Annotated in this window: 18 protein-coding genes; 14 read left to right on the top strand and 4 right to left on the bottom strand. The window is 72.1% G+C overall.

All coding sequences use genetic code 11. From position 1 onward, the window contains the following. Positions 1 to 92 precede the first annotated feature (92 nt). From BLR90_RS04915 to BLR90_RS04900, 4 genes are read left to right on the top strand one after another with little or no spacing between them, the layout of a single operon-like run. Positions 93 to 1592, top strand: coding sequence for a WS/DGAT/MGAT family O-acyltransferase (locus BLR90_RS04915; protein WP_218029274.1), 1500 nt, complete (start codon positions 93 to 95; stop codon positions 1590 to 1592). Continuing rightward, positions 1589 to 3478 carry a lysophospholipid acyltransferase gene (locus BLR90_RS04910; protein WP_091022993.1) on the top strand — a complete coding sequence of 630 codons (1890 nt, stop codon included), beginning with the start codon at positions 1589 to 1591 and terminating at the stop codon, positions 3476 to 3478. Before BLR90_RS04915 ends, BLR90_RS04910 begins: the two co-directional genes overlap by 4 nt. Then, the gene (locus BLR90_RS04905) at positions 3475 to 4920 is read left to right on the top strand and encodes an HAD-IB family hydrolase (RefSeq protein ID WP_091022991.1); all 1446 of its coding nucleotides are present in this window, start codon (positions 3475 to 3477) and stop codon (positions 4918 to 4920) included. The genes BLR90_RS04910 and BLR90_RS04905 overlap by 4 nt, the downstream gene beginning before the upstream one ends. Continuing rightward, positions 4920 to 6350: a wax ester/triacylglycerol synthase domain-containing protein gene (locus tag BLR90_RS04900; protein WP_091022989.1), complete on the top strand. Its 1431-nt coding sequence runs from the start codon at positions 4920 to 4922 to the stop codon at positions 6348 to 6350. The genes BLR90_RS04905 and BLR90_RS04900 overlap by 1 nt, the downstream gene beginning before the upstream one ends. Positions 6351 to 6362: 12 nt before the next feature. Here BLR90_RS04900 and BLR90_RS04895 read toward each other — a convergent pair whose 3' ends face one another. Both BLR90_RS04895 and BLR90_RS04890 read right to left on the bottom strand, forming a co-directional pair. Next, the gene (locus BLR90_RS04895; protein WP_245715153.1) at positions 6363 to 8438 is read right to left on the bottom strand and encodes a dehydrogenase; all 2076 of its coding nucleotides are present in this window, start codon (positions 8436 to 8438) and stop codon (positions 6363 to 6365) included. Continuing rightward, complete coding sequence (locus BLR90_RS04890) at positions 8435 to 9523, bottom strand: SDR family oxidoreductase (protein ID WP_091022987.1); 1089 nt, start codon at positions 9521 to 9523, stop codon at positions 8435 to 8437. The genes BLR90_RS04895 and BLR90_RS04890 overlap by 4 nt, the downstream gene beginning before the upstream one ends. Positions 9524 to 9682: 159 nt before the next feature. Between BLR90_RS04890 and BLR90_RS04885 the strand changes: the two genes are divergently transcribed. Next, positions 9683 to 10105, top strand: coding sequence for a hypothetical protein (locus BLR90_RS04885; protein WP_091022985.1), 423 nt, complete (start codon positions 9683 to 9685; stop codon positions 10103 to 10105). Positions 10106 to 10120: 15 nt separating this feature from the next. Here the strand turns inward: BLR90_RS04885 and BLR90_RS04880 are convergent, their stop codons facing one another. Then, positions 10121 to 11002 (bottom strand): 2-oxo acid dehydrogenase subunit E2, encoded by an 882-nt coding sequence (locus tag BLR90_RS04880; RefSeq protein WP_143016108.1) that lies wholly within the window; start codon positions 11000 to 11002, stop codon positions 10121 to 10123. A 35-nt stretch (positions 11003 to 11037) separates the two neighbouring features. On the opposite strand from BLR90_RS04880, the gene BLR90_RS04875 reads away from it, so the two are divergent. The 5 genes from BLR90_RS04875 to BLR90_RS20900 all read left to right on the top strand — a co-directional run bounded on the left by BLR90_RS04875 (position 11038) and on the right by BLR90_RS20900 (position 14177). Continuing rightward, positions 11038 to 11934, top strand: a complete 897-nt coding sequence (locus BLR90_RS04875) for a CHAD domain-containing protein (RefSeq protein WP_170254176.1) — start codon at positions 11038 to 11040, stop codon at positions 11932 to 11934. Between the two features lie 71 nt (positions 11935 to 12005). Further along, positions 12006 to 12668: a LysE family translocator gene (locus tag BLR90_RS04870; RefSeq protein ID WP_091022980.1), complete on the top strand. Its 663-nt coding sequence runs from the start codon at positions 12006 to 12008 to the stop codon at positions 12666 to 12668. Positions 12669 to 12677: 9 nt separating this feature from the next. Beyond that, entirely contained in the window at positions 12678 to 13145 is a 468-nt protein-coding gene (locus BLR90_RS04865; RefSeq protein ID WP_091022978.1) for an acyl-CoA thioesterase, read from the top strand. A gap of 18 nt (positions 13146 to 13163) precedes the next feature. After that, positions 13164 to 13910, top strand: a complete 747-nt coding sequence (locus BLR90_RS04860) for a spermidine synthase (protein ID WP_091022976.1) — start codon at positions 13164 to 13166, stop codon at positions 13908 to 13910. Between the two features lie 99 nt (positions 13911 to 14009). After that, positions 14010 to 14177 carry a hypothetical protein gene (locus BLR90_RS20900; RefSeq protein ID WP_170254177.1) on the top strand — a complete coding sequence of 56 codons (168 nt, stop codon included), beginning with the start codon at positions 14010 to 14012 and terminating at the stop codon, positions 14175 to 14177. 141 nt (positions 14178 to 14318) lie between these two features. Here BLR90_RS20900 and BLR90_RS20895 read toward each other — a convergent pair whose 3' ends face one another. Further along, on the bottom strand, positions 14319 to 14591 hold the full coding sequence (locus tag BLR90_RS20895) for an RNA polymerase sigma factor (RefSeq protein WP_170254178.1): 273 nt from the start codon (positions 14589 to 14591) through the stop codon (positions 14319 to 14321). A 100-nt stretch (positions 14592 to 14691) separates the two neighbouring features. On the opposite strand from BLR90_RS20895, the gene BLR90_RS04850 reads away from it, so the two are divergent. The 4 genes from BLR90_RS04850 (at position 14692) to glgX (ending at position 21167) form a co-directional block, all read left to right on the top strand. Continuing rightward, the gene (locus BLR90_RS04850; RefSeq protein WP_170254179.1) at positions 14692 to 15603 is read left to right on the top strand and encodes a MerR family transcriptional regulator; all 912 of its coding nucleotides are present in this window, start codon (positions 14692 to 14694) and stop codon (positions 15601 to 15603) included. 74 nt (positions 15604 to 15677) lie between these two features. Continuing rightward, the gene (locus tag BLR90_RS04845; RefSeq protein ID WP_091022971.1) at positions 15678 to 16124 is read left to right on the top strand and encodes a pyridoxamine 5'-phosphate oxidase family protein; all 447 of its coding nucleotides are present in this window, start codon (positions 15678 to 15680) and stop codon (positions 16122 to 16124) included. Next, positions 16121 to 18862: a bifunctional acetate--CoA ligase family protein/GNAT family N-acetyltransferase gene (locus BLR90_RS04840; RefSeq protein WP_091022969.1), complete on the top strand. Its 2742-nt coding sequence runs from the start codon at positions 16121 to 16123 to the stop codon at positions 18860 to 18862. Before BLR90_RS04845 ends, BLR90_RS04840 begins: the two co-directional genes overlap by 4 nt. Before the next feature lie 130 nt (positions 18863 to 18992). After that, the gene (glgX, locus tag BLR90_RS04835) at positions 18993 to 21167 is read left to right on the top strand and encodes a glycogen debranching protein GlgX (protein ID WP_245715152.1); all 2175 of its coding nucleotides are present in this window, start codon (positions 18993 to 18995) and stop codon (positions 21165 to 21167) included. The last annotated feature ends 1 nt before the right edge of the window (position 21168 follow it).

Here is a 21168-nt window from a genome sequence, read left to right as displayed (position 1 = left end):
GACACATCCGGAGGGCCTCCGCGACACAGGGGCAAAGGTCCCTGAGCTTCGCCCCGGCCCGGAGGATTGCGCGGCGGAGTAGGTTCCCGGTCATGACGCGCAGTCGGAGGGTGCCGGCCCAGGACGCCATGTTCCTGTGGGGAGAGACGCCCGAGACGATGTTCCACGTGGCGTCGCTGATGCCGTTCACCCCGCCGGCCGGCGCCGGACCGTCGTACCTGCGTGACCTGACCGCCCACCTGCGCGAGGCCCCGGTCGAGGCGCCGTGGAACCTCAAGCTCTCGCACCCCCAGCTGCTGATGCATCCCCTCCAGTCGTGGGTCCAGGACGAGGGCTTCGACATCGACTACCACGTGCGCCGCTCGGCGCTGGCCAGCCCGGGGGACGAGCGGGAGCTCGGCGTCCTCGTCTCGCGGCTGCACAGCCACCAGATCGACTTCTCCCGGCCGCCGTGGGAGATGCACATCATCGAGGGCCTCGAGGGCGGCCGGTTCGCGATCTACACGAAGGTCCACCACGCGCTCGTCGACGGCTTCACCGGGGTCAAGCTCCAGGGACGGATGCTGTCCAAGGACCCGGAGAAGCGCGACATGCCCTTCTTCTTCAGCCTGCCCCCCACCAAGCGCCCCCGCCACCAACGGGAGGCGCTCTCGTTGCGCGACCGGCTGAGCGCGCCCGTCACCGGGGTCGCCAAGGGCGTGGGTGCCGTGGTCGGCATGGGCAACGACGTCACGCGTGCCGTGGTGAAGCTCCAGACCGACCGGCTCAAGGACCCGGCAGTCGTCGACAGCTTCAGCGCGCCGCACACCATCCTCAACGGCCGCACCGGTCGGAACCGCCGGTTCGCCACGCAGCAGTACGACATGGAGCGCCTGCGCGCCCTGTCCCGCCAGTCCGGCGGCACCGTGAACGACGTGGTGATGGCGATCTGCGGAGGCGGGCTCCGGGCCTACCTCACCGAGCTCGACGCCCTGCCGACCAAGCCGCTGATCGCTTTCATGCCGGTCAGCCTCCGCGGCGCGGACGACGAGGGCGGTGGCAACAAGGTCGGGGCCACGCTCGCCACGATGGGCACCGACCACGCCGAGCCGATCGCGCGCCTGCGGGCGGTCATCGAGTCGACGGAGAAGGCGAAGGCCTCGATGTCGGGGATGAGCCAGCTCGCCGCGCTCGCCTGGTCGGGCTACATGCTGGCTCCGCAGGGGCCGCAGGTCCTCAGCGCCATGGCAGGCGTCCGGAACCCGTTCCCCGTGGCCTTCAACGTCTGCCTCTCCAACGTGCCGGGACCGCGCGAGGTGCTCTACCTCAACGGCTCGCGGCTCGAGGCGATCTACCCGATGTCCATCCCGATCCACGGCATGGCCCTCAACATCACCCTCGAGTCCTACGCCGACACCCTCAACTTCGGGTTCATCGGCGACCGTGACTCCGTCCCGCACCTCCAGAAGCTCGCGGTCCACACCGGCGAGGCGCTGGCGGAGCTGGAGGCGGCGTACGCCGCGCGGAGCAAGCCGGCCAAGAGGACGACGGCCAAGAGGACGACGGCCAAGAAGGCGACCAAGAAGACGACCACTCCGAAGAGGGCCACATGACAGGGATCAGCCACCAGGCCCGGGGACTGGTCGCCAGGGCAGCCGAACGACTGCGGCCCGGCAGCGGCCTCCCGCGCGAGGCCGTGGAGCTTCTGGAGGACGAGGCCTTCGCGCGCGAGCTCGCCACGATGGCCGAGGCGCAGGGCAGCGACGTCGCGGCGGTGCGGGCGGAGGCGACGTCCTACCTCGACGAGATGGCCGCCGAGCACGGTGACCGGATCACCGAGCAGTGGGCCAGGCTCGGGGCGTGGTTCATGCGCGCCTACGACATCGTGGTCGACGAGGAGCAGATCCAGCGGCTGCGACAGCTCGACCGCCAGCACAGCCTGGGCCTGGCCTTCAGCCACCGCTCCTACCTCGACGGCTTCGTCATCCCGAACGTGCTGGGGGCGCGCCGGTTCAGCCCGACGTTCGTGTTCGGTGGCGCCAACCTCAACCTGCCGGTGTTCGGTGCCCTGGCCAGCCGGACCGGCATGATCTTCATCCGCCGCAAGACCACGGACCTGCCGGTTTACCGGCTGACCCTGCGCTCCTACATCCGGCAGCTGGTCGCCAACCGCAGCAACCTCGCGTGGTCCATCGAGGGCGGACGCACCCGTACCGGCAAGCTCCGGCCCCCGGTGCACGGGATCCTGAAGTACCTCGTCGACGCCGTGGAGGGTCCGGGCTCGCCCGACGCCCAGGTGGTACCTATCTCGATCGTCTACGACCAGCTGCACGAGGTCGCCGGCATGACGGCCGAGGCCCGCGGTGCGCGCAAGCGGCCCGAGGACCTCCGCTTCGTGTTCAGCTTCGCGCGGCTCCAGCGCAACCGGATGGGCCGGGCCTACCTCACTGTGGGCGAGCCGTTCTCGCTACGGGAGCGGCTCGACGAGCTGCACGCCGACGGGCTCACCTCGCAGCAGGCGATCGAGCGGGTCGCGCTCGACATCTCCCACCGGCTCAACCGCGCCACGCCCGTGACCGTCACGGCGATCGTGTCGCTCGCCCTGCTCGGTGCCGACCGGGCGCTCACGATGGACGAGGTCCTGGCCACGGTGGAGCCGTTGGCCGTCTACATCGACGAACGGGAGTGGCCGGTCGCCGGCGCCGCCAACCTCCAGGACCGGGCGACGGTACGTCGGGCGCTGCAGGAGCTGTCCGTCAGCGGCGTGCTCCGCCAGCACGACGGCGGCACCGAGCCGGTGTGGACCATCCTCGAGGACCAGCACCTCGTGGCCGCCTTCTACCGCAACACCGTCATCCACATCCTCGTGGACCGCGCCATCGGGGAGCTCGCCCTGCTGACGGTGGCCGAGCTCGACGCCGACGCCGAGCTGCCGCCCGGCGGGACGGCGCAGGTGGGCTGGGACGAGGCCAAGCGGATCCGCGACCTGCTCAAGTTCGAGTTCTTCTTCCCCGCGCGCGCCCAGTTCGAGCAGGAGCTGCGCACCGAGCTGCGGATCCTGGCCGGGGAGGACCTGCTCGACCTGACCTCCGAGCGGGCGGCGGACCTGCTGGCTCGGGCCCGGCCGCACCTCGCCCATCTGGTCCTGCGCCCGTTCCTGGATGCCTACCTCGTGCTCGCCGACCGGCTCGCCGAGCAGGGCGACGCGCAGATCGACGACGAGTCCCTGCTCGCCGACGCCCTGGCGGTCGGGCAGCAGTGGCAGCTCCAGCGCAAGGTCGGCTCGGCCGAGTCGGTCTCCCTGGAGCTCTACCGCACGGCGTTGGCGCTGGCCCGGCACCGTGGGCTGCTCGAGCCGGGGCCGGAGCTGGCCACACGGCGGGAGGCGTTCCTCGCCGAGATCCAGGACTCGCTGCGTCGGGTGGCGGTGATCGCCGATCTCGCCGTCGCCGCGCAGCCCCACGTCGCGGTGCCCGATCCCTCGAAGGTGGCGCGGTGAGCGGTCTGTCCCCGGCGGTCCGGCAGGCCATCGAGGCGATCGAGGCGGGGCCGAGCGGGCCGCAGGTCGGGGCGTTCTTCGACCTCGACGGCACCCTCGTCGCGGGCTACACGGCGGCGACGTTCTACGGCGACCGGCTGCGCAAGGGCGAGGTCTCGGCGCTCGAGTTCGTCCGCACCGTCGTCACCGCCGTCGACGGTGAGATCCTCGGCGGTGACCCCACGCGGGTGGCCGACGTGGCGTTCACGGCCCTGCGTGGTGTCAGCGAGGAGATGTTCTCCGACCTGGGGGAGCGCCTGTTCCTGCAGAAGATCGCCGGCACCATCCGGCCCGAGGCGCGGGCACTCGTCCGCGCCCACCAGCGCAAGGGCCACACGGTCGCCGTGGCGTCGGCGGCCACGTCGTACCAGATCGCGCCGATCGCCCGGGACCTCGGCATCGAGCACCTGGTGTGCACGCGGCTCGAGGTGGAGGACGGCGTGCTGACCGGCCAGCCGGTCGGCTCGATGCTCTGGGGCCGTCACAAGGCGTCCGGGGTCAGGGCGTTCGCACGGGAGCACGAGGTGGTGCTCGGCGACTCGCACGCCTACGGCAACGGCTACGAGGACGTGGCGTTCCTCTCCAGCGTCGGGCATCCGGTCGCCCTCAACCCGCACCGCGGCCTGCGGATGGCCGCCCAGCGACTCGGCTGGACCGTCCTCGACCTGCGGGACCCGGTCACCCCGTCCCTGGTGTCACTGGGCCGGACGGTGGCGGCGCTCGGCGGGATGAACGTCGGCGCCACGGCCGGCCTCGCGGTCGGGCTGCTCACCCGCGACGGGCGGCGCGGCCGCAACACCGCGATCAAGCTGGGCAGCGCGCTGCCACTCGCGCTCACCGGGGTCGAGCTCGACGTGCGCAACGCCGACCGGCTCTGGTCGCACCGGCCGGCCGTCTTCGTCGTCAACCACCAGAGCGCTCTCGACGTACTGGTCATGGGCTCGCTGCTCAAGGAGGACTTCACGGTCGTCGCCAAGAAGGAGGCCCGGCACGACCCGCGGGCGATGCTCGGGTCGCTGCTCATCGCCCCGGCCTTCGTGGACCGGGGCGACTCGGCCCAGGCACGTGAGGCCCTCGACGCGCTCGTGGACCGCATCCGTGGGGGTACGTCGCTGCTGATCTTCCCGGAGGGCACCCGGTCTTCGACCCCGGTGCTCGGCCCGTTCCGCAAGGGCGCGTTCCACCTCGCGGTGCAGTCCGGCGTACCGATCGTCCCGGTCGTGCTGCGCAACACCGGTGAGCTGATGTGGCGCCGGTCGAAGGTCGTCAACGCCGGCGTTGTCGACGTCTGCGTCCTCGAGCCCGAGACCGACTGGACCCTGGACAACATGAACGACAAGGTCGCCGCTCTGCACGAGCGCTTCGCCGAGACCCTGGCCCGGTGGCCGGAGGAGGACGACTGATGGCCGACACCGAGGAGGTCTCCGACCTCGAGCGCTGGGCGGCCGCGGCCGCCTGGTCCCGCCGGCCGGTCCTGGACCCGCTCGAGACCATGATGTGGCGCTCGGAGCGCCACCCCGCGCGCTCGGCCACGTCGTGCACCGTGATCCTGCTCGACCGCGAGCCCGACTGGGAGCGGTTCCGCAACGCGCACGAGTGGGGTACGTCGCTGGTGCGGCGGCTGCGGCAGCGGGTCCTCGACCCCGCGCTCCCGACCACGGCACCCGTCTGGGTCGATGACGCGCACTTCTCGCTCGACTACCACCTCCGACGCCGGCCGGTCGGGGGCAGTGGCTCGATCGACGACGTCCTCGAGGTCGCACGCGAGCTCGCGCTCCGCCCCTTCGACCGCTCCCGCCCGCTGTGGGAGGGCGTGCTGGTCACCGGGCTCGACGGGGGAGGTGCGGCGCACGTCCTCAAGATCCACCACGCCCTCACCGACAGCGCGGGCACCGTCCAGCTCCTGTCGCTGCTCCAGTCCCACACGCGGCAGCACACCCCCGACAAGCCGGTCGTGGCACTGGACGAGGAGCAGCCCACGACCGACGCCCTCCAGCTGGCCCGGGACGGTCTGCGTGACGGTCTGGCCGCCGCTCCCGTGCGGGCCCTCCAGGGACTGCGGGCCGGGCTGTCCGCGGCCCTGCGCCCGCAGACGGTGCTCGCCGAGACCCTGCGGTACGGCGCCTCCGTACGGCGCCTGGCCGCCGCGCCGCCGGCTCCCAACTCGCCGCTGCTGGCCGACCGGGACGGCCGCTCGTGGCGGTTCCTGGCCCTCTCGTGCTCGCTGTCCGAGCTGCGGGCCGCGGGTCGGGTCGGCGGCGGGACCCTGCACGACGCGTTCGTCGCGGCGCTGGCCGGCGGCCTCCACCGCTACCACGCTGTCCACGGGGTCGACCTCGAGCAGGTGCCGGTCCGGCTCCGCGTCTCGCTCGACCGGGCCGAGGACCCGATGGGGGGGCTGCGCTTCGCGGGAGCGATGATCGCGGCGCCCTCCGGGATCGAGGACCCCGCCGACCGGATCGCCGCCGTGCGGGGCGAGCTGCTGTCGCTGCACACCGAGCGCGCGCTGGACGCCGTACGCGCCTTTGCTCCGGTCGTGGGCCTGTTGCCGGCCGATGTGGGCGCCGCCGTCCTGGGGCTCGGCGTGACCGCGGACGCCTCGGCGTCGACCATGCAAGGGCCGACGCGGGCGACTTACATGGCCGGGGCCAGGGTGGAGGGCATCTATCCCTTCGGCTCGCTGCCGGGGGTGGCGGTCGCGGCGACGCTCCTCGCGCACGTCGACCAGGCGTGCATCGGGGTCAACGTCGACGAGCGGGCCGTGAGAGACACCGACGTCCTGCAGGCCTGCCTGCAGGAGGGGCTGGACGAGGTGGCGGCGCTGGCGAGGTGAGCGACCTCGCCCTCAGACGCCGACCGCCCGCCGCTCCAGCGCGAGCTCGCGGACCCGGTCGACGTCCTCGGGGGTGAAGACCCCGTTGACGCCGGAGATCGTGGCGAGCTTCATGCCGTGCTTGAGGCCGAGCCGGTAGATCTCCTTGACCTTCGCCCACTCGATGTTGCGCCCGACCGTGAACGTCTCGTAGCGACCCTCGAGGGCGAGCGCGATGGTCTCGGCCATGCACGCGTAGACGACGCCGGGCGGAAGACCGATGTCCTTCATCCTGACGTCGCCGGGGAGCTCGATCTCGCCCGACTCCACCACGAGTACGTCGGGCCGCTTGGCCACGTCGGCTGCCGAGAGGTCCAGCGGCCGCGCCACGTCGGTGATCACGCAGCCGGGCTTCACGTCCATGATGTCGAGGACCCGCTTGCCGGCGCCCGACGTGGCCGTGACGATCACGTCCATGTGCTGGAGGTGACCGCTGGGCGTGGCGGCGACGTGGATCTCCGCGCGTGGGTTGTCGCGCTCGATCTCGTGCTTGAGCGCCAGCAGCTTGGCGGTCTCGGGCGACACCAGCCACAGCTCGTCGCTGGCGAGCGCGAGCAGCCGGGCGCAGACCGAGCCGATCGCGCCGGTGGCGCCGACGACCATCGTCTTGCCCTTGATCCGCCCGTGCTCGTCGACCTCGGCGAGCCCGAGCTGGTTGACCGCTTCGTGGGCCGCCCACAGGGCGCCGGACGCGCTGTAGCTGTTGCCCGTGGTGATCGGCAGCGACGCCTGCTTGGCCACGGTGACCCCGGCGTCGCCGACGACCTTCGTGAAGGCGCCGAGGCCCATCACCTGCGCCCCGAGCTTCTTGGCGATGTCGGCCGCGTCCAGCAGCCGGGCGTAGGTGAACTCCGGGCTGTGCGCCATCAGCTCCCGCGGGGTGCCGCCGACCGAGATCAGCCAGCCCTCGGCCTCCGCCCCGGTGGGTGACGTGATGCCGGTGACGTGGCTGTAGACGAACGGCGGGTAGTAGGCCGCCACCTTCTCCACGACGTCCATCACCACCGGGGGCGCGACCTTGCTGATCGTGCCCAGCGGCTCGACCCGCCCGAAGAACTCCTGCGACAGCGGGTGAATGACGAACGCGAACCTGCTCTTGCGCTTGGGTCCGTGCGGGTAGAGCAGGCGCGGCTCCATGCCGGCCGAGACGATCATGTCGAGCAGGTCGTCGTTGGTCAGCCGCCCGCCGTCGGAGACGATGGCCATCATCATCGCCTCGAGCACGGCCTCCGAGACGGTGACCGGGAAGGGCTGGGGAGTGGCGTCGAGCACCATGTCGACGCCCCGCGCGGCCAGCTCGGCGAGCCGCTCCTCGGAGATCGTCGAAGTGACGACGGTCTTGCCGGCCAGCTCCTCGAGGCCGAAGGCGACCAGCTCGTCATACGTCGCCACGACGACGTCGCAGTCGCGCGCGGCCCTGCGGGTCAGGGCGTTGCTGAGCCGCTGGCCCGGGGCTCGGATCTGCGCGCGCACCACGCCGGGCATCCGTCGTACCGGCCACAGGGTGGCGTTGGCCGCGATCTCGAGGAGTGGGTTGCCGTTGATCCGGCCGGGAAGGTCCAGGCGCAGCAGCGGGTCGGCGAACTCCAGGTTGTCGGTGAACTCACGCAGCACCCGGGCGGTCCGCGCGTGGTTCAGCCCGCCGAGGACGACCGTGCGCGCGTTGTTGAAGAACCCGGGCATCTCGGTTTGGACGTGCCGGATCGCCCACTCCTGGAGGACGTCGCGGAGCCCGTGACCGTCGGTGACCGGGACGTCGGTCGTGGCGCGCATGACGCGTTCGACGGCCTCCAGCTCACCGTCGTACAGCCCGGCGGCCCGCGCCTCCCGGATCCCCGTGACCGCGATCGCGTCGGCCGTGGCCGTCCACTCCCGCACCAGGGTCTTCGCGGCGCGCACGTCACCGTTGGTGCCGATGCGCACGAAGCGGATGTCGCGGTGGAGGAAGCTGATCTGTTCGTCGCAGTCGCGGTCCGCGGCCGCGAGGCTGACCTCGACGATGACCAGGGGAGGCTGCACCGGCGGCTGGGCCTTGCGTCGCGGGCTCACACCATGGCCTTGGAGTCGTACTCGGGGTGGGCTCCCATGAAGTCCAGGAGCGTTCCGGCGTAGGCGTCGAACGACGGGCAGGCGACGCCGGTGCCGGCGAGGTCGGTCGTCGTGTTGGTCGTGGAGTACGTCGTCGGCGAGGCGAAGTAGTCGAGGGCCTCGGCCGGCAGCCCGAGCAGTCGCTCCATGCCCGGCACGGAGCCCACGGCGGCCCGGGTCAGGCCCAGTGGCAGCCGGACCCACAGGACCCGCTTGCCCAGGTGGTGGGCGAACGTCTCGACCAGCCTGCGCACGGTCGGCGGGTTGGGGTCGGTGAGGGCGTAGGTCTTGCCGAGCGACGCGGGGAGGACGGAGAGCTGGTCCATGGCGTCCACGACGAAGTCGCGGGGGACCAGGCACACCTTGACCTCGTCGGCGGCACCGACCGCCGGCACCACGGCGACGGACAGTTGCCGGCGCAGGAACTCCGCGAGGAAGTAGGGGCCGTCGTACTTCTGGGTCTCACCGGTCTCGGAGTCGCCGACCACGATCCCGGGGCGATAGATCGTCGCCGGCAGGCCCTCGGCCATCGCCGCGCGGACCAGTACCTCGGCGTCGTACTTCGTCGACTCGTAGTGGTTGCGGAACTCCTGGTCCTCGTCGAGGCCGTCCTCGGTGAAGGTGCCCTCGTAGCGGCCGCTGACGTAGCAGGTGCTGACGTAGTGCAGCCGGCCCAGGTGGGCCCGGGAGCGGCAGAAGTCCAGTACCTGCTGGGTCCCGTCGACGTTGACCCGGCGAGCCAGCTCGGGGTCGACCGCGAGGTCGTAGACGGCCGCCAGGTGCCACACCTCGGTGACGCCGTCGAGGCCCGCGAGCTCCGCGGGGTCGATGCCCAGGTCGGGGGCGGTGATGTCGCCGTCGACCAGGTCGATGCGCCCGCGCAGGTGGGGATGGTCGTTCTCCAGCTCGAGGACGCGGGTCTCTGCCAGTGCGCGGTGCTCCGGCTGGACCAGGCAGACCGCCCGGACGTGCTCACGCCGGGCCAGGAGGCGCGGGAGGAGTGCGGACCCGAGGAACCCCGGGAACCCTGTCATCAGGACCGTCATGTGAATCGCCTTCTCGGCACGGTCCCCGAACCGGCGCTGACCGTCGGATCCGGCCGTGCCCTCCCTCCGATCCTCACGCCTGGGCAACTCCGCCGGAAGGGCACTAGGACCCGCTGCGGCAGGGGCACTAGGACCCGGGGTGCGCCATCATGGGTGCCCATGAGGTTCACCGAGCACGAGATGACGGTGGCGGTCGACGCCGTGGCTCGCCGGCTGTTCGCCGTGACCCGCCCGCCCTGGCGGCGCGGCGACGTCGACGCGGCGTACGACGCCCTGACCATGGCGGAGCGCTACCCGCGCAAGGTCGCCGCGGGCGAGATCGTGCTCCCGGTGCTGACCGCGCTGCCGGAGCGGCCGACGGTGGATGCGCGTCCGGAGTTCACCCAGGCGGAGTACGACGAGGCCGCCGAGGCGGGCAGCCGGCAGCTCCTCGACCACCGCCGGCCGGGTGCATGGGAGGCGATGTCCACGCGCCGGCGCCGGCGGATCGTGACCGCCGCGGCCCAGCTGACGCGCGTGGGCGTCGGTGCGATGCCGGTCCGCCGGGACCCGGACGCACTGTTCGTGCCCGATCACCTCTGAGTTGGCCGGTGTGCGTCAGCTCCGGTGCGGCCAGCCGCCCAGGATCTGCTCGGCGGTGACGTCGGCGGTCGCCAGCAGCTCCGGCTCCTCGACCAGGCGGCGGAACACCTCCGCCGTACGCGCGAAGTAGAAGCCGTCGGACGCGCGCTCGTCCAACGTGAAGCGGGTGGTGACCCGGTCCTTCGCGACCACCTGGTCGTGCTCGTCGATCACGGGCTCCTTGGCGACCCGGCCGATGGCCACGAACACGCTGGCCGAGCCGTACTCGAAGAGGTGGTGGAAGGGCGCGTCGATGCCGATCGAGCCGGTGTTGACCAGGTAGACGCTGGTGTAGAGGGGGATCGCGTCGCGCAGGGGGCCGGGCAGGGCGTTGTGGTAGTCGAGCGAGGTGATCGCTCGGCTGATCAGTCCCAGGACCGGGCGCGGCCACGAGGCGAAGAAGTCGACGAGCCTGTCGTCGTCGCCCTGCTCGGACCCGCGCCCGTGCGACACGGCGGCGGTGACGACGTCGCGGACCTGCGCGACCGTCTCGTCGCCGGTGAAGACCAGCCGCGCCTGGGTCTCCGGCGCGTCGTCGCGCATCGCGGTCTTCACGATGAAGGAGATGCTGATCTCGGTGTGCTGGTAGGTCCGCCGGCCCGCGATGAACCGGTTGACCTCCGGCCGGAGCTTGAGCGTGCGCGCCAGCGCGGTCAGGAAGACGTGGAACAGCGTGACGTGCTCGGCCGGCGGGCGCCCCGCGTTGGTGTCCTCGAGCCACGCCAGCAGGTCCCCGACCTGGAGGTGCTGCTCGTAGTAGACCGTCGCCTCGGTGCGGGTGGGCATCAGGTAGGGGACGATGCGGCGCATGGCCTGGACCTTGCCCAGGTAGATCCCGTCGCTGCGTCGGGTGAACACGTTCGGGAGCATAGCCACGTGTCACGATGGTCGCTGTGACCCTGGAGCAGCCGACCGGATCGGTGTTCGTCGACTACCTCGGCCAGCACCGCAACCGGCTCCTCGAGCAGGACGCGCTGCTGAGGTCCGGCGAGCAGGAGAGCGTCCACCAGATGCGGGTCGCCGCCCGTCGGATGCGTTCCGCGCTGGCGGCGTACCGGCCCGTGCTGGCCGGTGACACCCCGGCGGCGCTGACCGACGAGCTGCGCTGGCTCGGAGGCGTCCTGGCGCCGGCGCGCGACGCCCAGGTGCTGCAGGCGAGGCTGGACGGGATCCTCCGCCAGGAGCCCGCCGCGCTGGTGCGTGGACCCGTGTCCCAGCGGATCGACACCGAGCTGGGTGCGTGGGCCCGGGACGGGCGGGCGGCGGCGCAGGTGGCCCTCGGAGGCGAGCGCTACGCCCGGCTGTTGTCGGACCTGGGAGTGCTCGTGGACTCTCCGCCGTTCGACGAGTCGGCCGCCCGGCCAGCGCGCACGCTGCTGCCGAAGCTGCTCCGCTCCGACCTGGCGCGGGTCCACCGGCGGCACCGGGTCTGGGAGCGCACCGACGATCCGGCCCTCAAGGAGCACCACCTGCACCAGGTGCGGAAGGCTGCCAAGCGGCTGCGGTACGCCGCCGAGTCGGCCGCGCCCGTGCTCGGGGAGCCGGCCGCGCGCCTCGCCGGTCTCGCCGAGGCGCTCCAGGAGCTGCTGGGGGAGCACCAGGACACGGTCGTCACACGCTCGGTGCTGCTCGACATCGCGGCCCACGCCCAGGAGGCGGGGGAGGACACGTTCACGTTCGGTCGACTCCACGCGCTCGAGGAGGCACGCGCCGACGCCATCGTGGCGGCGTACCCGGCCGTCCTCGCCGGCCTGCCCGACGGTGGGCTTCGGAAGTGGCTCCGGGGCTGATCGTTCGGGACTGTGGCCCGCGCGGTACATCCTCGTCGCGGGGGACGGCTGAGCTCGGCCATACTCCTGACATGGACCTGCCGTCGCCGACCGCCAGCCAGTGGCTCGCGTTCGTCGTGGCGAGCGCGCTGTTCATCCAGGTGCCCGGGCCGAGCCTGCTGTTCACGATCGGGCGGGCGCTGACCGTCGGCCGACGCGACGCCCTGCTGTCGGTGGTCGGCAACGCGCTCGGCATCGTGGCGCAGATCGTGGCGATCGCGCTGGGGCTGGGGGCGGTGGTGGCGGCGAGCGCCACGGCGTACACGGCGATCAAGCTGGTGGGGGCGGCCTACGTCGTGTGGCTGGGGGTGCAGGCGATCCGTCACCGCGCCGACGCCCGCGCGGTGCTCGGCGCGATGGACGAGCCCGGGGCGATCACCATGCGAGCGGCGTCGGCCCGCAAGAGCCTGCGCGTGGGGTTCTTCGTGGGGCTGACAAACCCGAAGACCATCGTGTTCTTCCTGGCGTTCCTGCCGCACTTCGTCAACGACGCCGACGGCCACGCCAGCGCCCAGATCATGATGCTCGGCGCCGTGTTCGGTGCGATGTGCGTGACCTCCGACAGCCTGTGGGCACTGGCGGCGGGCAAGGCGCGCGACTGGTTCGGCGGGCGGCCGGAGCGGCTCGACGCGCTGGGTGCGGCCGGCGGCACGATGATGGTCGGGCTCGGGGTCAGCATGGCGGTCGTGGAGTAGCTTCCCGCCATGGCAGAGGAAGCAGCACCCGCCCCCGGTGACCGGCACAGCCTGTCGATGACCGTCCTGATGACGCCGGACATGGCCAACTTCTCGGGCGACGTCCACGGCGGCAGCATCCTCAAGCTGCTCGACCACGTCGCCTTCACCTGCGCCAGCAGGTACACCTCGCAGTACGTCGTCACCCTCTCGGTCGACCAGGTGATGTTCCGCGAGCCGATCCACATCGGGGAGCTGGTGACCTTCGAGGCCTCGGTCAACTACACCGGCCGTACCTCCTTGGAGGTCGGCATCCGGGTGTCCGCGGAGGACATCCGCCAGCAACGGATCCGGCACTGCAACACCTGCTACTTCACGATGGTCGCCCTCGACGAGGACCGCCGACCGATCCCGGTGCCGCCCCTGGTGCTGCAGGACGACGACCAGCGCCGACGCTGGCGCGAGGCCGAGGAGCGCCGGAAGGCCCGCCACGACTGAGTGTGCGAGGGTCGCCGCATGTGGGAGATCGTGGCGACGGAGCGGGCCGGGGGGTTCGTGCTGCGCCACGACGGGCGCGACCAGTCGCACGTCGACCTCGACGACCCGACGTACCTCGCCTTCGACTACGTACGCCGGATGGGCGACGTCGTCGACGCGGTGGGGGAGCCGGGGGCTCCGCTGCGGGTCGTCCATGTCGGGGGAGCGGGCATGACCCTGGCGCGCTACGTCGCGGCCACCCGCCCGTCGTCGCCACAGATCGTGCTCGAGCCGGACGCCGAGGTCACCGAGCTGGTGCGCGCCGAGCTGCCGCTGCCGCGCCGCAGCGGGATCAAGGTGCGGCCGGTCGACGGCCGCTCCGGGGTCGCGGCGCTGCGCGACGGGCAGGCCGACCTCCTCGTCCTCGACGCGTACGACGACGGGCTGGTGCCGGCCGACCTCCTCACCCGCGAGCACTTCCAGGACGTGGCCCGGGTGCTCGGTGCCGGGACGTTCCTGCTCAACCTCTCCGACCGGGCGCCGTTCGCGCACACCCGCCGGGTGCTGGCGGGCCTGCGGGAGTCGTTCGCCCAGCTCGCCATGGGCGCGGAGCCGGCCACGCTGCGCGGCCGCCGTGACGGCAACCTGATGGTGCTGGCGTCGACCGGGCCACTGCCCCTGGCCGCGCTCCGCCTGCGCGCCCAGGCCTCGGCGGCGCCGTACCGCGTGCTCGACGCCGCGCTGGTCTCCGACTCCTTCGGCGGAGGGGTCGCGTTCGCCGACTGAGGGGTTTGGGTCGAGGCCGCCCTGGGCACCGGCCACGGGTCACCGAAGACCACGGCCACACAGGACGCATGGGGCGCCGGCCGCGAGAGAGGACGCCCCATGAGTTATGCCCCGGAGCCGGTCGGCACCGAGCCCCCCGAGCCCCCTGGCGAGTCGATTGCCGCGACGGTCGAGGCTCTCCATCGCCGGGTGATGGGCGACCTGGGGACGCTCCTCGACGAGCCCGACGAGCACCGGGGCGCGCCACCCACCGAGACGCCCGACTGAACCCGCATGGACGTGCGGCACCGGGGTACCGAACGAACTCGACTCAGCACCAGGTCGGGTGAAGCATCACTCCGCACCGCGGGTCGTACCGCCGTCTCCGTCCCTAGCCGGGCGGAGGCGGTGCCTACGTGCGGACCGCCGTCAGACCGCTATCGCGGCCGGCGCACGAGCGCCCGTCTGCCGAGCCAGGCCGAGCACCCAGGCGACCGGGTCGTCGCCACGGCGGAAGTGGTTGGCGTTGGCCCACACCTCTTGGAACACCTCGGCCACCAGGTCGTCGCGCTCTATGCCGGACCCGCCCACCATCGCGGCAACGGGTGCGTGGAGCAGGTCGAAGAGCGTGCCGAGCGCGGCCCGGTCGTCGCGAGCGCAGCGCAGGACGAGGGCGGAGACGAAGCCGGGGCAGTGGGGCACAGGACCAGAGTGCGGGCTGCGACCGCCCGCCGACAGCGGCAAACTTATGCAGTTCTATGGCGAGCGTGCACAACGGCCCTGTGGCAGGGAGAATCGGCAGATGACCGACGAGGGCCGCGACGCGGGGATGGCGATCCAGGAGGCCAGCCAGCTTCTCGGCGTGCCCTCGCCGACCCTGCGCTCCTGGGAGCGCCGCTACGGTATGCCCACCACGCCCCGTAGTACCGGCGGCCACCGCCGCTACTCGCCCGAGGCGCTCGAGCAGCTCCGGCTGATGCGGGACGAGGTGGCCCGGGGCTCCAAGGCCTCCGCCGCGGCCCGCGCCGTGCGGGCGCTGCTCGACACCGACCGGCCCGCTCACGACTGGGTCGTCCGCTTCCTGGAGGCGTCGGAGCTGCTGGACCCGCCCGGCGTACGCGCGGTCCTCGACGACGCGTTCGAGCGGCTCGGCCTGGCCGCGACGGTGGACGACGTGCTGATGCCGGCGCTGCGCCGGATCGGCGACCTCTGGCAGGAGGGCCGCTGCGACGTCGGCCAGGAGCACCTCACCTCCGAGGCCGTCCGCGGCTGGCTGGCGCGCATCACCACGCTCGCCCCGGCACCGACGGTCCCGGGCACGGTCCTGCTCGCGTGCGGCCCGCGCGACCACCACACCCTAGGGCTGGAGGCGATCGCGGCGCTCCTGGCGTACGACGGCATCGGCTGCCGGATGCTCGGTGCCCGCACGCCCGAGCGCACGCTCGCGACCGCGCTGGCCGCCACGGACGCGGCTGCGGTCGTCGTCGTGTCCCACCTCCCGACCCATCGTCGGGCCGCAGTCGGCAGCCTCCAGGGGGTGGCCGGGGCCGGCTGCCCCGTCTTCTACGCGGGCAACGCGTTCTGGTTCCCCGACGCCCGCACGGGTGTCCCCGGCACCTACCTCGGTGGCACACTCTCGGTGGCGGCGCAGACGGTGCGACGCGCGGTCTCGGGTGGTCGTCGGCCCGGTCACAGGCGGGATGAAGGCTCCTGACGACCAGGGACCAACGGCCCTACTGAGCCGGAGCGCCTCGACCGACTCTGTAGGTCACACCAGAGGAGAGTCCCGTGCTGGAGCCCATCGAACTGTCCCGTGAGGAGTCGGAGTCGCTGCTCCGTCTCGGCGTGGTCGGCCGGGTCGCCGTGACGACGCCCGACGGCCCCTACATCGTGCCCGTCAACTACTCGGTCGTCGACGACGCGGTGGTGCTGCGCACGACGCCGTACAGCGTGCTGGGCCGGCACGGGCGCGACGCCGTGGTCGCGTTCGAGGTCGACCAGCTCGACCAGGACCAGCACCACGGCTGGAGCGTCCTGGCGCGAGGCCGCGCCGAGGCCGTGACCGACCCCGAGGAGCTGGAGCGGATCGAGTCCTCCTGCCCGCCGCAGCCGTGGGCCAGCGGCAACCGCCCGCTGTTCCTGCGGATCGCCTGGACCGAGGTGACCGGCCGCAAGCTCGGCCGGGGCTGGGACCCGAAGGCCGAGATGCCCTACCAGCGCCGGCTCGACACGTGAGCGCTGCCCACACGCGTGCCCCGACGCCCGACCAGAAGCCCGAGCGCTACCACCCCAGCCGTCCCGCAGCCGACGTGCTGCTGGCCGACGGCTCGATCGCGGTGATCCGCGGCCTGCTGCCCGAGGACCGTGCGGGCCTCGACGAGCTGCACGAGCACGCCTCCGACGACAGCATCCGCTTCCGCTTCTTCGCGCCCAGCCGGACCGCGGGCCACGACTACGTCGCCCGGATGTTCACCGACGACCGCGCCCCGGTCGAGTGCCTGGTGGCCACCCTGGGCGGTCGGCTGGTCGCTGTCGCCACCGCGGAGGCGACCCCCGAGGGCGACCCGACGAGCGCCGAGGTGGCGTTCCTGGTGGCCGACGACCTGCACGGGCTCGGCTTGGGCAGCCTGCTGCTTGAGCACCTGGCGGCGCGTGCGCGCGACCACGGGATCCGGAGGTTCACCGCGGAGGTGCTCTCGGGCAACCGGGCCATGCTCGGCGTGTTCGTCGACGCCGGCTTCACGCTCACCCGCTCGTCGAGCGAGGGCATCACCGACCTCGTGATGTCGACGAGCGCGTCGTCCGCGGCGGTCGCGGCCGCCGACCAGCGCGAGCGCAAGGCCGAGGCCCGCTCGCTCCACCCGCTGCTCACCCCCCGCTGCGTTGCCGTGGTGGGCGCGCGCCGCGACGCCACCGGTGTCGGCCACGCCGTGCTCGGCTCGATCCGCGCGGGCGGCTTCACCGGCACGGTGTACGCCGTCCACCCGCAGGCCGGCGACATCGAGGGCGTGCCGGCCTATCCGAGCCTGGCCGACGTGCCCGAGCACGTGGACATCGCCGTCGTGGCGGTGCCGCCCGAGCAGGTGCTGTCGGTCGCGGAGGACGCCGTCGTGGCCGGGGTCTCCAGCCTGGTGGTCGTCACCTCCGGCCTCGGCGAGATGGGGGAGGAGGGCGCCCGGATCCAGCGCAGCATCGCGCGCCTGGCCCGCGCCCACAGCATCCGGGTGATCGGGCCCAACTGTCTCGGCGTGATGGTCAACGACCCCGAGATCCGGCTCAACGCGACGTTCACCCGGGCGTCGCCGCCGACCGGCGGGCTGGCCGTGGCGTCGCAGTCCGGGGGAGTCGGCATCGCGCTGCTCGACGTCGCCACCAAGTGGGGGCTGGGGATCGGCTCGTTCATCTCGCTGGGCAACAAGACCGACGTCTCGGGCAATGACCTGCTGGCCGCGTGGGTGGACGACGATCGCGTGACCGCGGCGGCGCTCTACCTCGAGTCCTTCGGCAACGCCCCCAAGTTCGCGCGGATGGCCCGCACCTTCTCCGAGCGCAAGCCGCTGCTCGGCGTCGTGGGCGGCAGGTCCGCCGGGGGCGTGCGCGCGGGCAGCTCGCACACCGCGGCCGCCGCGACGCCCAAGGCCGGGGTCGACGCGCTGTTCGCCCAGTCCGGCGTGATCGCCTGCCGCAGCGCCGAGGACCTCGCGCAGACCGCGCTGCTCCTCGCCGAGCAGCCGCTGCCCGTGGGCGCCCGCGTCGGCATCATCAGCAACGCCGGCGGCGTGGGAGTGCTCGCCGCCGACGCCCTCGACGCCAGCGGACTGCTGGTGCCGGAGTTCTCACCGGAGCTGCGGGCCCAGCTGGGCGCGCACGTGTCCGCCACGCTCGGCACCAGCAACCCCGTGGACCTCGGAGCGGGCTCGACCGCCAACGACCTGGCCGCGACCGTCGACCTGGTGCTCACCTCCGGCGAGGTCGACATGCTGTTGGTGCCCCTGGTCGCGACCAGCGTCTCCGACCCCGAACTGATGCTCGAGGCACTCGTGGCCGCACGGGCGCGACGGCCCGAGCCGCCGGTGGTGCTCGTGCCCATGGGCGGCATGGCCGCCGACCCGGGCACCCACCCGGGGATCACCGTGCTTGCCTCGCTCGAGTTCGCCGCCAGCGCCATCGGCAATGTGGTCAAGTACGCCGCCTGGCTGGCCGAGCCGCGCGACGAGGTGCCGCCGACCGACGAGGACCGGGCCGAGGTCACCAGCCGCGCCGCGCGGGCGCTGGCGGAGTCGTCGGACACCGGCGGCTGGCTCCCCGCCCCCGACGCCGCCGCACTGCTGACGCCGTACGGGCTGGCGCCGGACGGCGACATCGCCGCCGACGCGACCGCCGCCGGTCGGTTGGCGACCCGGATCGGGTTCCCGGTCGCGGTGAAGGTCGCCGACCCCGAGATCGTGCACAAGAGCGACCGCGGACTGGTCCGCATCGGGCTGCGGACGGCCGCCGAGGTGAAGCGAGCGGTGCGTGGCTTCCAGGACGAGCTGCACCGGTCACCGGTGCCGGTGCTGGTGCAGCCGATGGCCGCCGGGGTGGAGCTGGCGCTGGGCATCGTGCGCGACCCAGGCTTCGGGCCGCTGGTGATGGTGGCCGCCGGCGGGGTCGCCACCGACGTGTGGGACGACCGCACGTTCCTGCTGCCACCCGTGAGCCCCCGAGACGCGGCCCGGGTGATCCGCTCGCTGCGGATCTGGCCGCTCCTCGAGGGCTACCGCGACACCGAGCCCGGTGACGTGGCGGCCCTCGAGGCGCTGGTCGTCTCGCTGGGACAGCTGGCGCTCGACGTTCCTGAGGTCGCCGAGCTCGACCTCAACCCCGTGGTGGTCGGGCCGGCCGGCGCGGTCCTGGTCGACGTGAAGGTGCGCCTGGCCGGCTCCGAGCGCACCGACGCAGGCGTCCCGCGCCGGTTGCGCCCCCCCGGCTGACCCGTGAACGGGATCACCCCGTCGGTGCGGATAGGTTCGTGATGCCCGGGTACCGGGCATGATTGGAGCGATCCAATTCGGCGAAGCGCGCCACGAACCAATTCAGCAACACCCATCACCCGGAGGAACCGTGCACGAGTCCTGGCCTGGCCACGCCTACCCGCTGGGGGCGACGTACGACGGCAGCGGCACCAACTTCGCGCTGTTCAGCGAGGTCGCCGAGCGGGTGGAGCTCTGCCTCTTCGAGGAGGACGGCGCCGAGACCCGGGTGGAGGTCAGCGAGGTCGACGCCTACGTCTGGCACTGCTACCTGCCGCAGGTGCAGCCCGGACAGCGCTACGGCTACCGCGTGCACGGCCCGTGGGACCCCGAGAACGGCATGCGCTGCAACCCCAACAAGCTGCTGCTGGACCCCTACGCCAAGGCGACCACCCGCGAGATCGACTGGGACCAGAGCCTGTTCGGCTACAACTTCGGCGACCCCGACTCGCGCAACGACGACGACTCCGCCCCGCACATGACCTTCGGCGTGGTGATCAACCCGTTCTTCGACTGGGAGGGCGACCGTCGCCTCAACTACCCCTACGACGAGAGCGTGATCTACGAGGCGCACGTCAAGGGCATGACCCAGCTCCACCCGGACCTGCCCGAGGACATCCGAGGCACCTACGCGGGGCTCGCGCACCCGGCGATCACCGAGCACCTCAAGAAGCTGGGCATCACCACGCTCGAGCTGATGCCGGTCCACCAGTTCATCCAGGACAGCACCCTGCTCGACAAGGGACTGCGCAACTACTGGGGCTACAACACGATCGGGTTCTTCGCGCCGCACTCCGAGTACGCCAGCACCGGCCAGGTCGGCCAGCAGGTGCAGGAGTTCAAGTCGATGGTCAAGGCGATGCACGCCGCCGGCATCGAGGTCATCCTCGACGTGGTCTACAACCACACCGCCGAGGGCAACCACCTGGGCCCGACGCTGAGCTTCAAGGGCATCGACAACCCGGCGTACTACCGCCTCGTCGAGGACGACGAGAAGTACTACATGGACTACACCGGCACCGGCAACAGCCTCAACGTCCGGCACCCGCACTCGCTCCAGCTGATCATGGACTCGCTGCGCTACTGGGTCACCGAGATGCACGTCGACGGCTTCCGCTTCGACCTGGCCTCCGCGCTGGCGCGGGAGTTCTACGACGTCGACCGGCTCGCGACGTTCTTCGAGCTCGTGCAGCAGGACCCCGTCGTCAGCCAGGTCAAGCTGATCGCCGAGCCGTGGGACGTCGGCCCCGGCGGCTACCAGGTGGGTGGCTTCCCGCCGCAGTGGACCGAGTGGAACGGCGCCTACCGTGACGTCGTCCGCGACTTCTGGCGCGGCGAGCCCTCGCTCGGCGAGTTCGCGTCGCGCCTGGCCGGCTCGGCCGACCTCTACGAGCACTCCGGCCGGCGGCCGGTGGCGAGCATCAACTTCGTCACCGCCCACGACGGCTTCACCCTGGCCGACCTCGTCTCCTACAACGAGAAGCACAACGAGGCCAACGGCGAGGACAACAACGACGGCGAGAACCACAACCGCTCGTGGAACCACGGCGTCGAGGGTCCTACCGACGACCCCGAGATCCGGGCGTTCCGCGCCCGGGAGCAGCGCAACCTGCTGGCCACGCTGCTGCTGAGCCAGGGCGTGCCGATGCTGCTGCACGGTGACGAGATGGGTCGCACCCAGAACGGCAACAACAACACCTACGCCCAGGACTCCGAGATCGCCTGGATGCACTGGGACGACGCGGACAAGCCGCTGGTCGAGTTCACCGCGACCCTGATCAAGCTGCGCATGGACCACCCGACGTTCCGCCGCAAGCGGTTCTTCACCGGCAGCACCGTGCGCACCGAGGTCCCCGGCGGCGAGGGAGACCGGCTCAACGACATCGTCTGGCTGCACCTCGACGGGCGTCCGATGGAGGAGCACGACTGGAACGACGGCTCCGAGGCGATCGGCATGTACCTCAACGGGCACGGCATCGCGGGCAAGGACTCCCGTGGCGGCGAGATCATCGACGACCACTTCCTGCTCTACTTCAACGCCGACGGCCAGGTGCAGGTGACCTTGCCGCCCGAGGAGTACGCCGCGGCATGGGACGTCGTGATCGACACCGCCGGCCACGTCGACGAGAAGACGCCGTACGCCGCGGGTGCCACGCTCCAGCTCGAGCACCGCAGCCTCGTCGTGCTCCGGGAGTACGCCGAGCCCGAGGCCGAGCCCGACCACTCCGTGGCCGCCTCCTTGGCCGCGCAGTCCGACCGGGGCTGAG

It is taken from the genome of Nocardioides szechwanensis (assembly GCF_900103935.1).
In the GTDB taxonomy this organism is placed as follows: domain Bacteria; phylum Actinomycetota; class Actinomycetes; order Propionibacteriales; family Nocardioidaceae; genus Nocardioides; species Nocardioides szechwanensis.
This window is presented reverse-complemented; position numbering and strand designations above follow the sequence as displayed.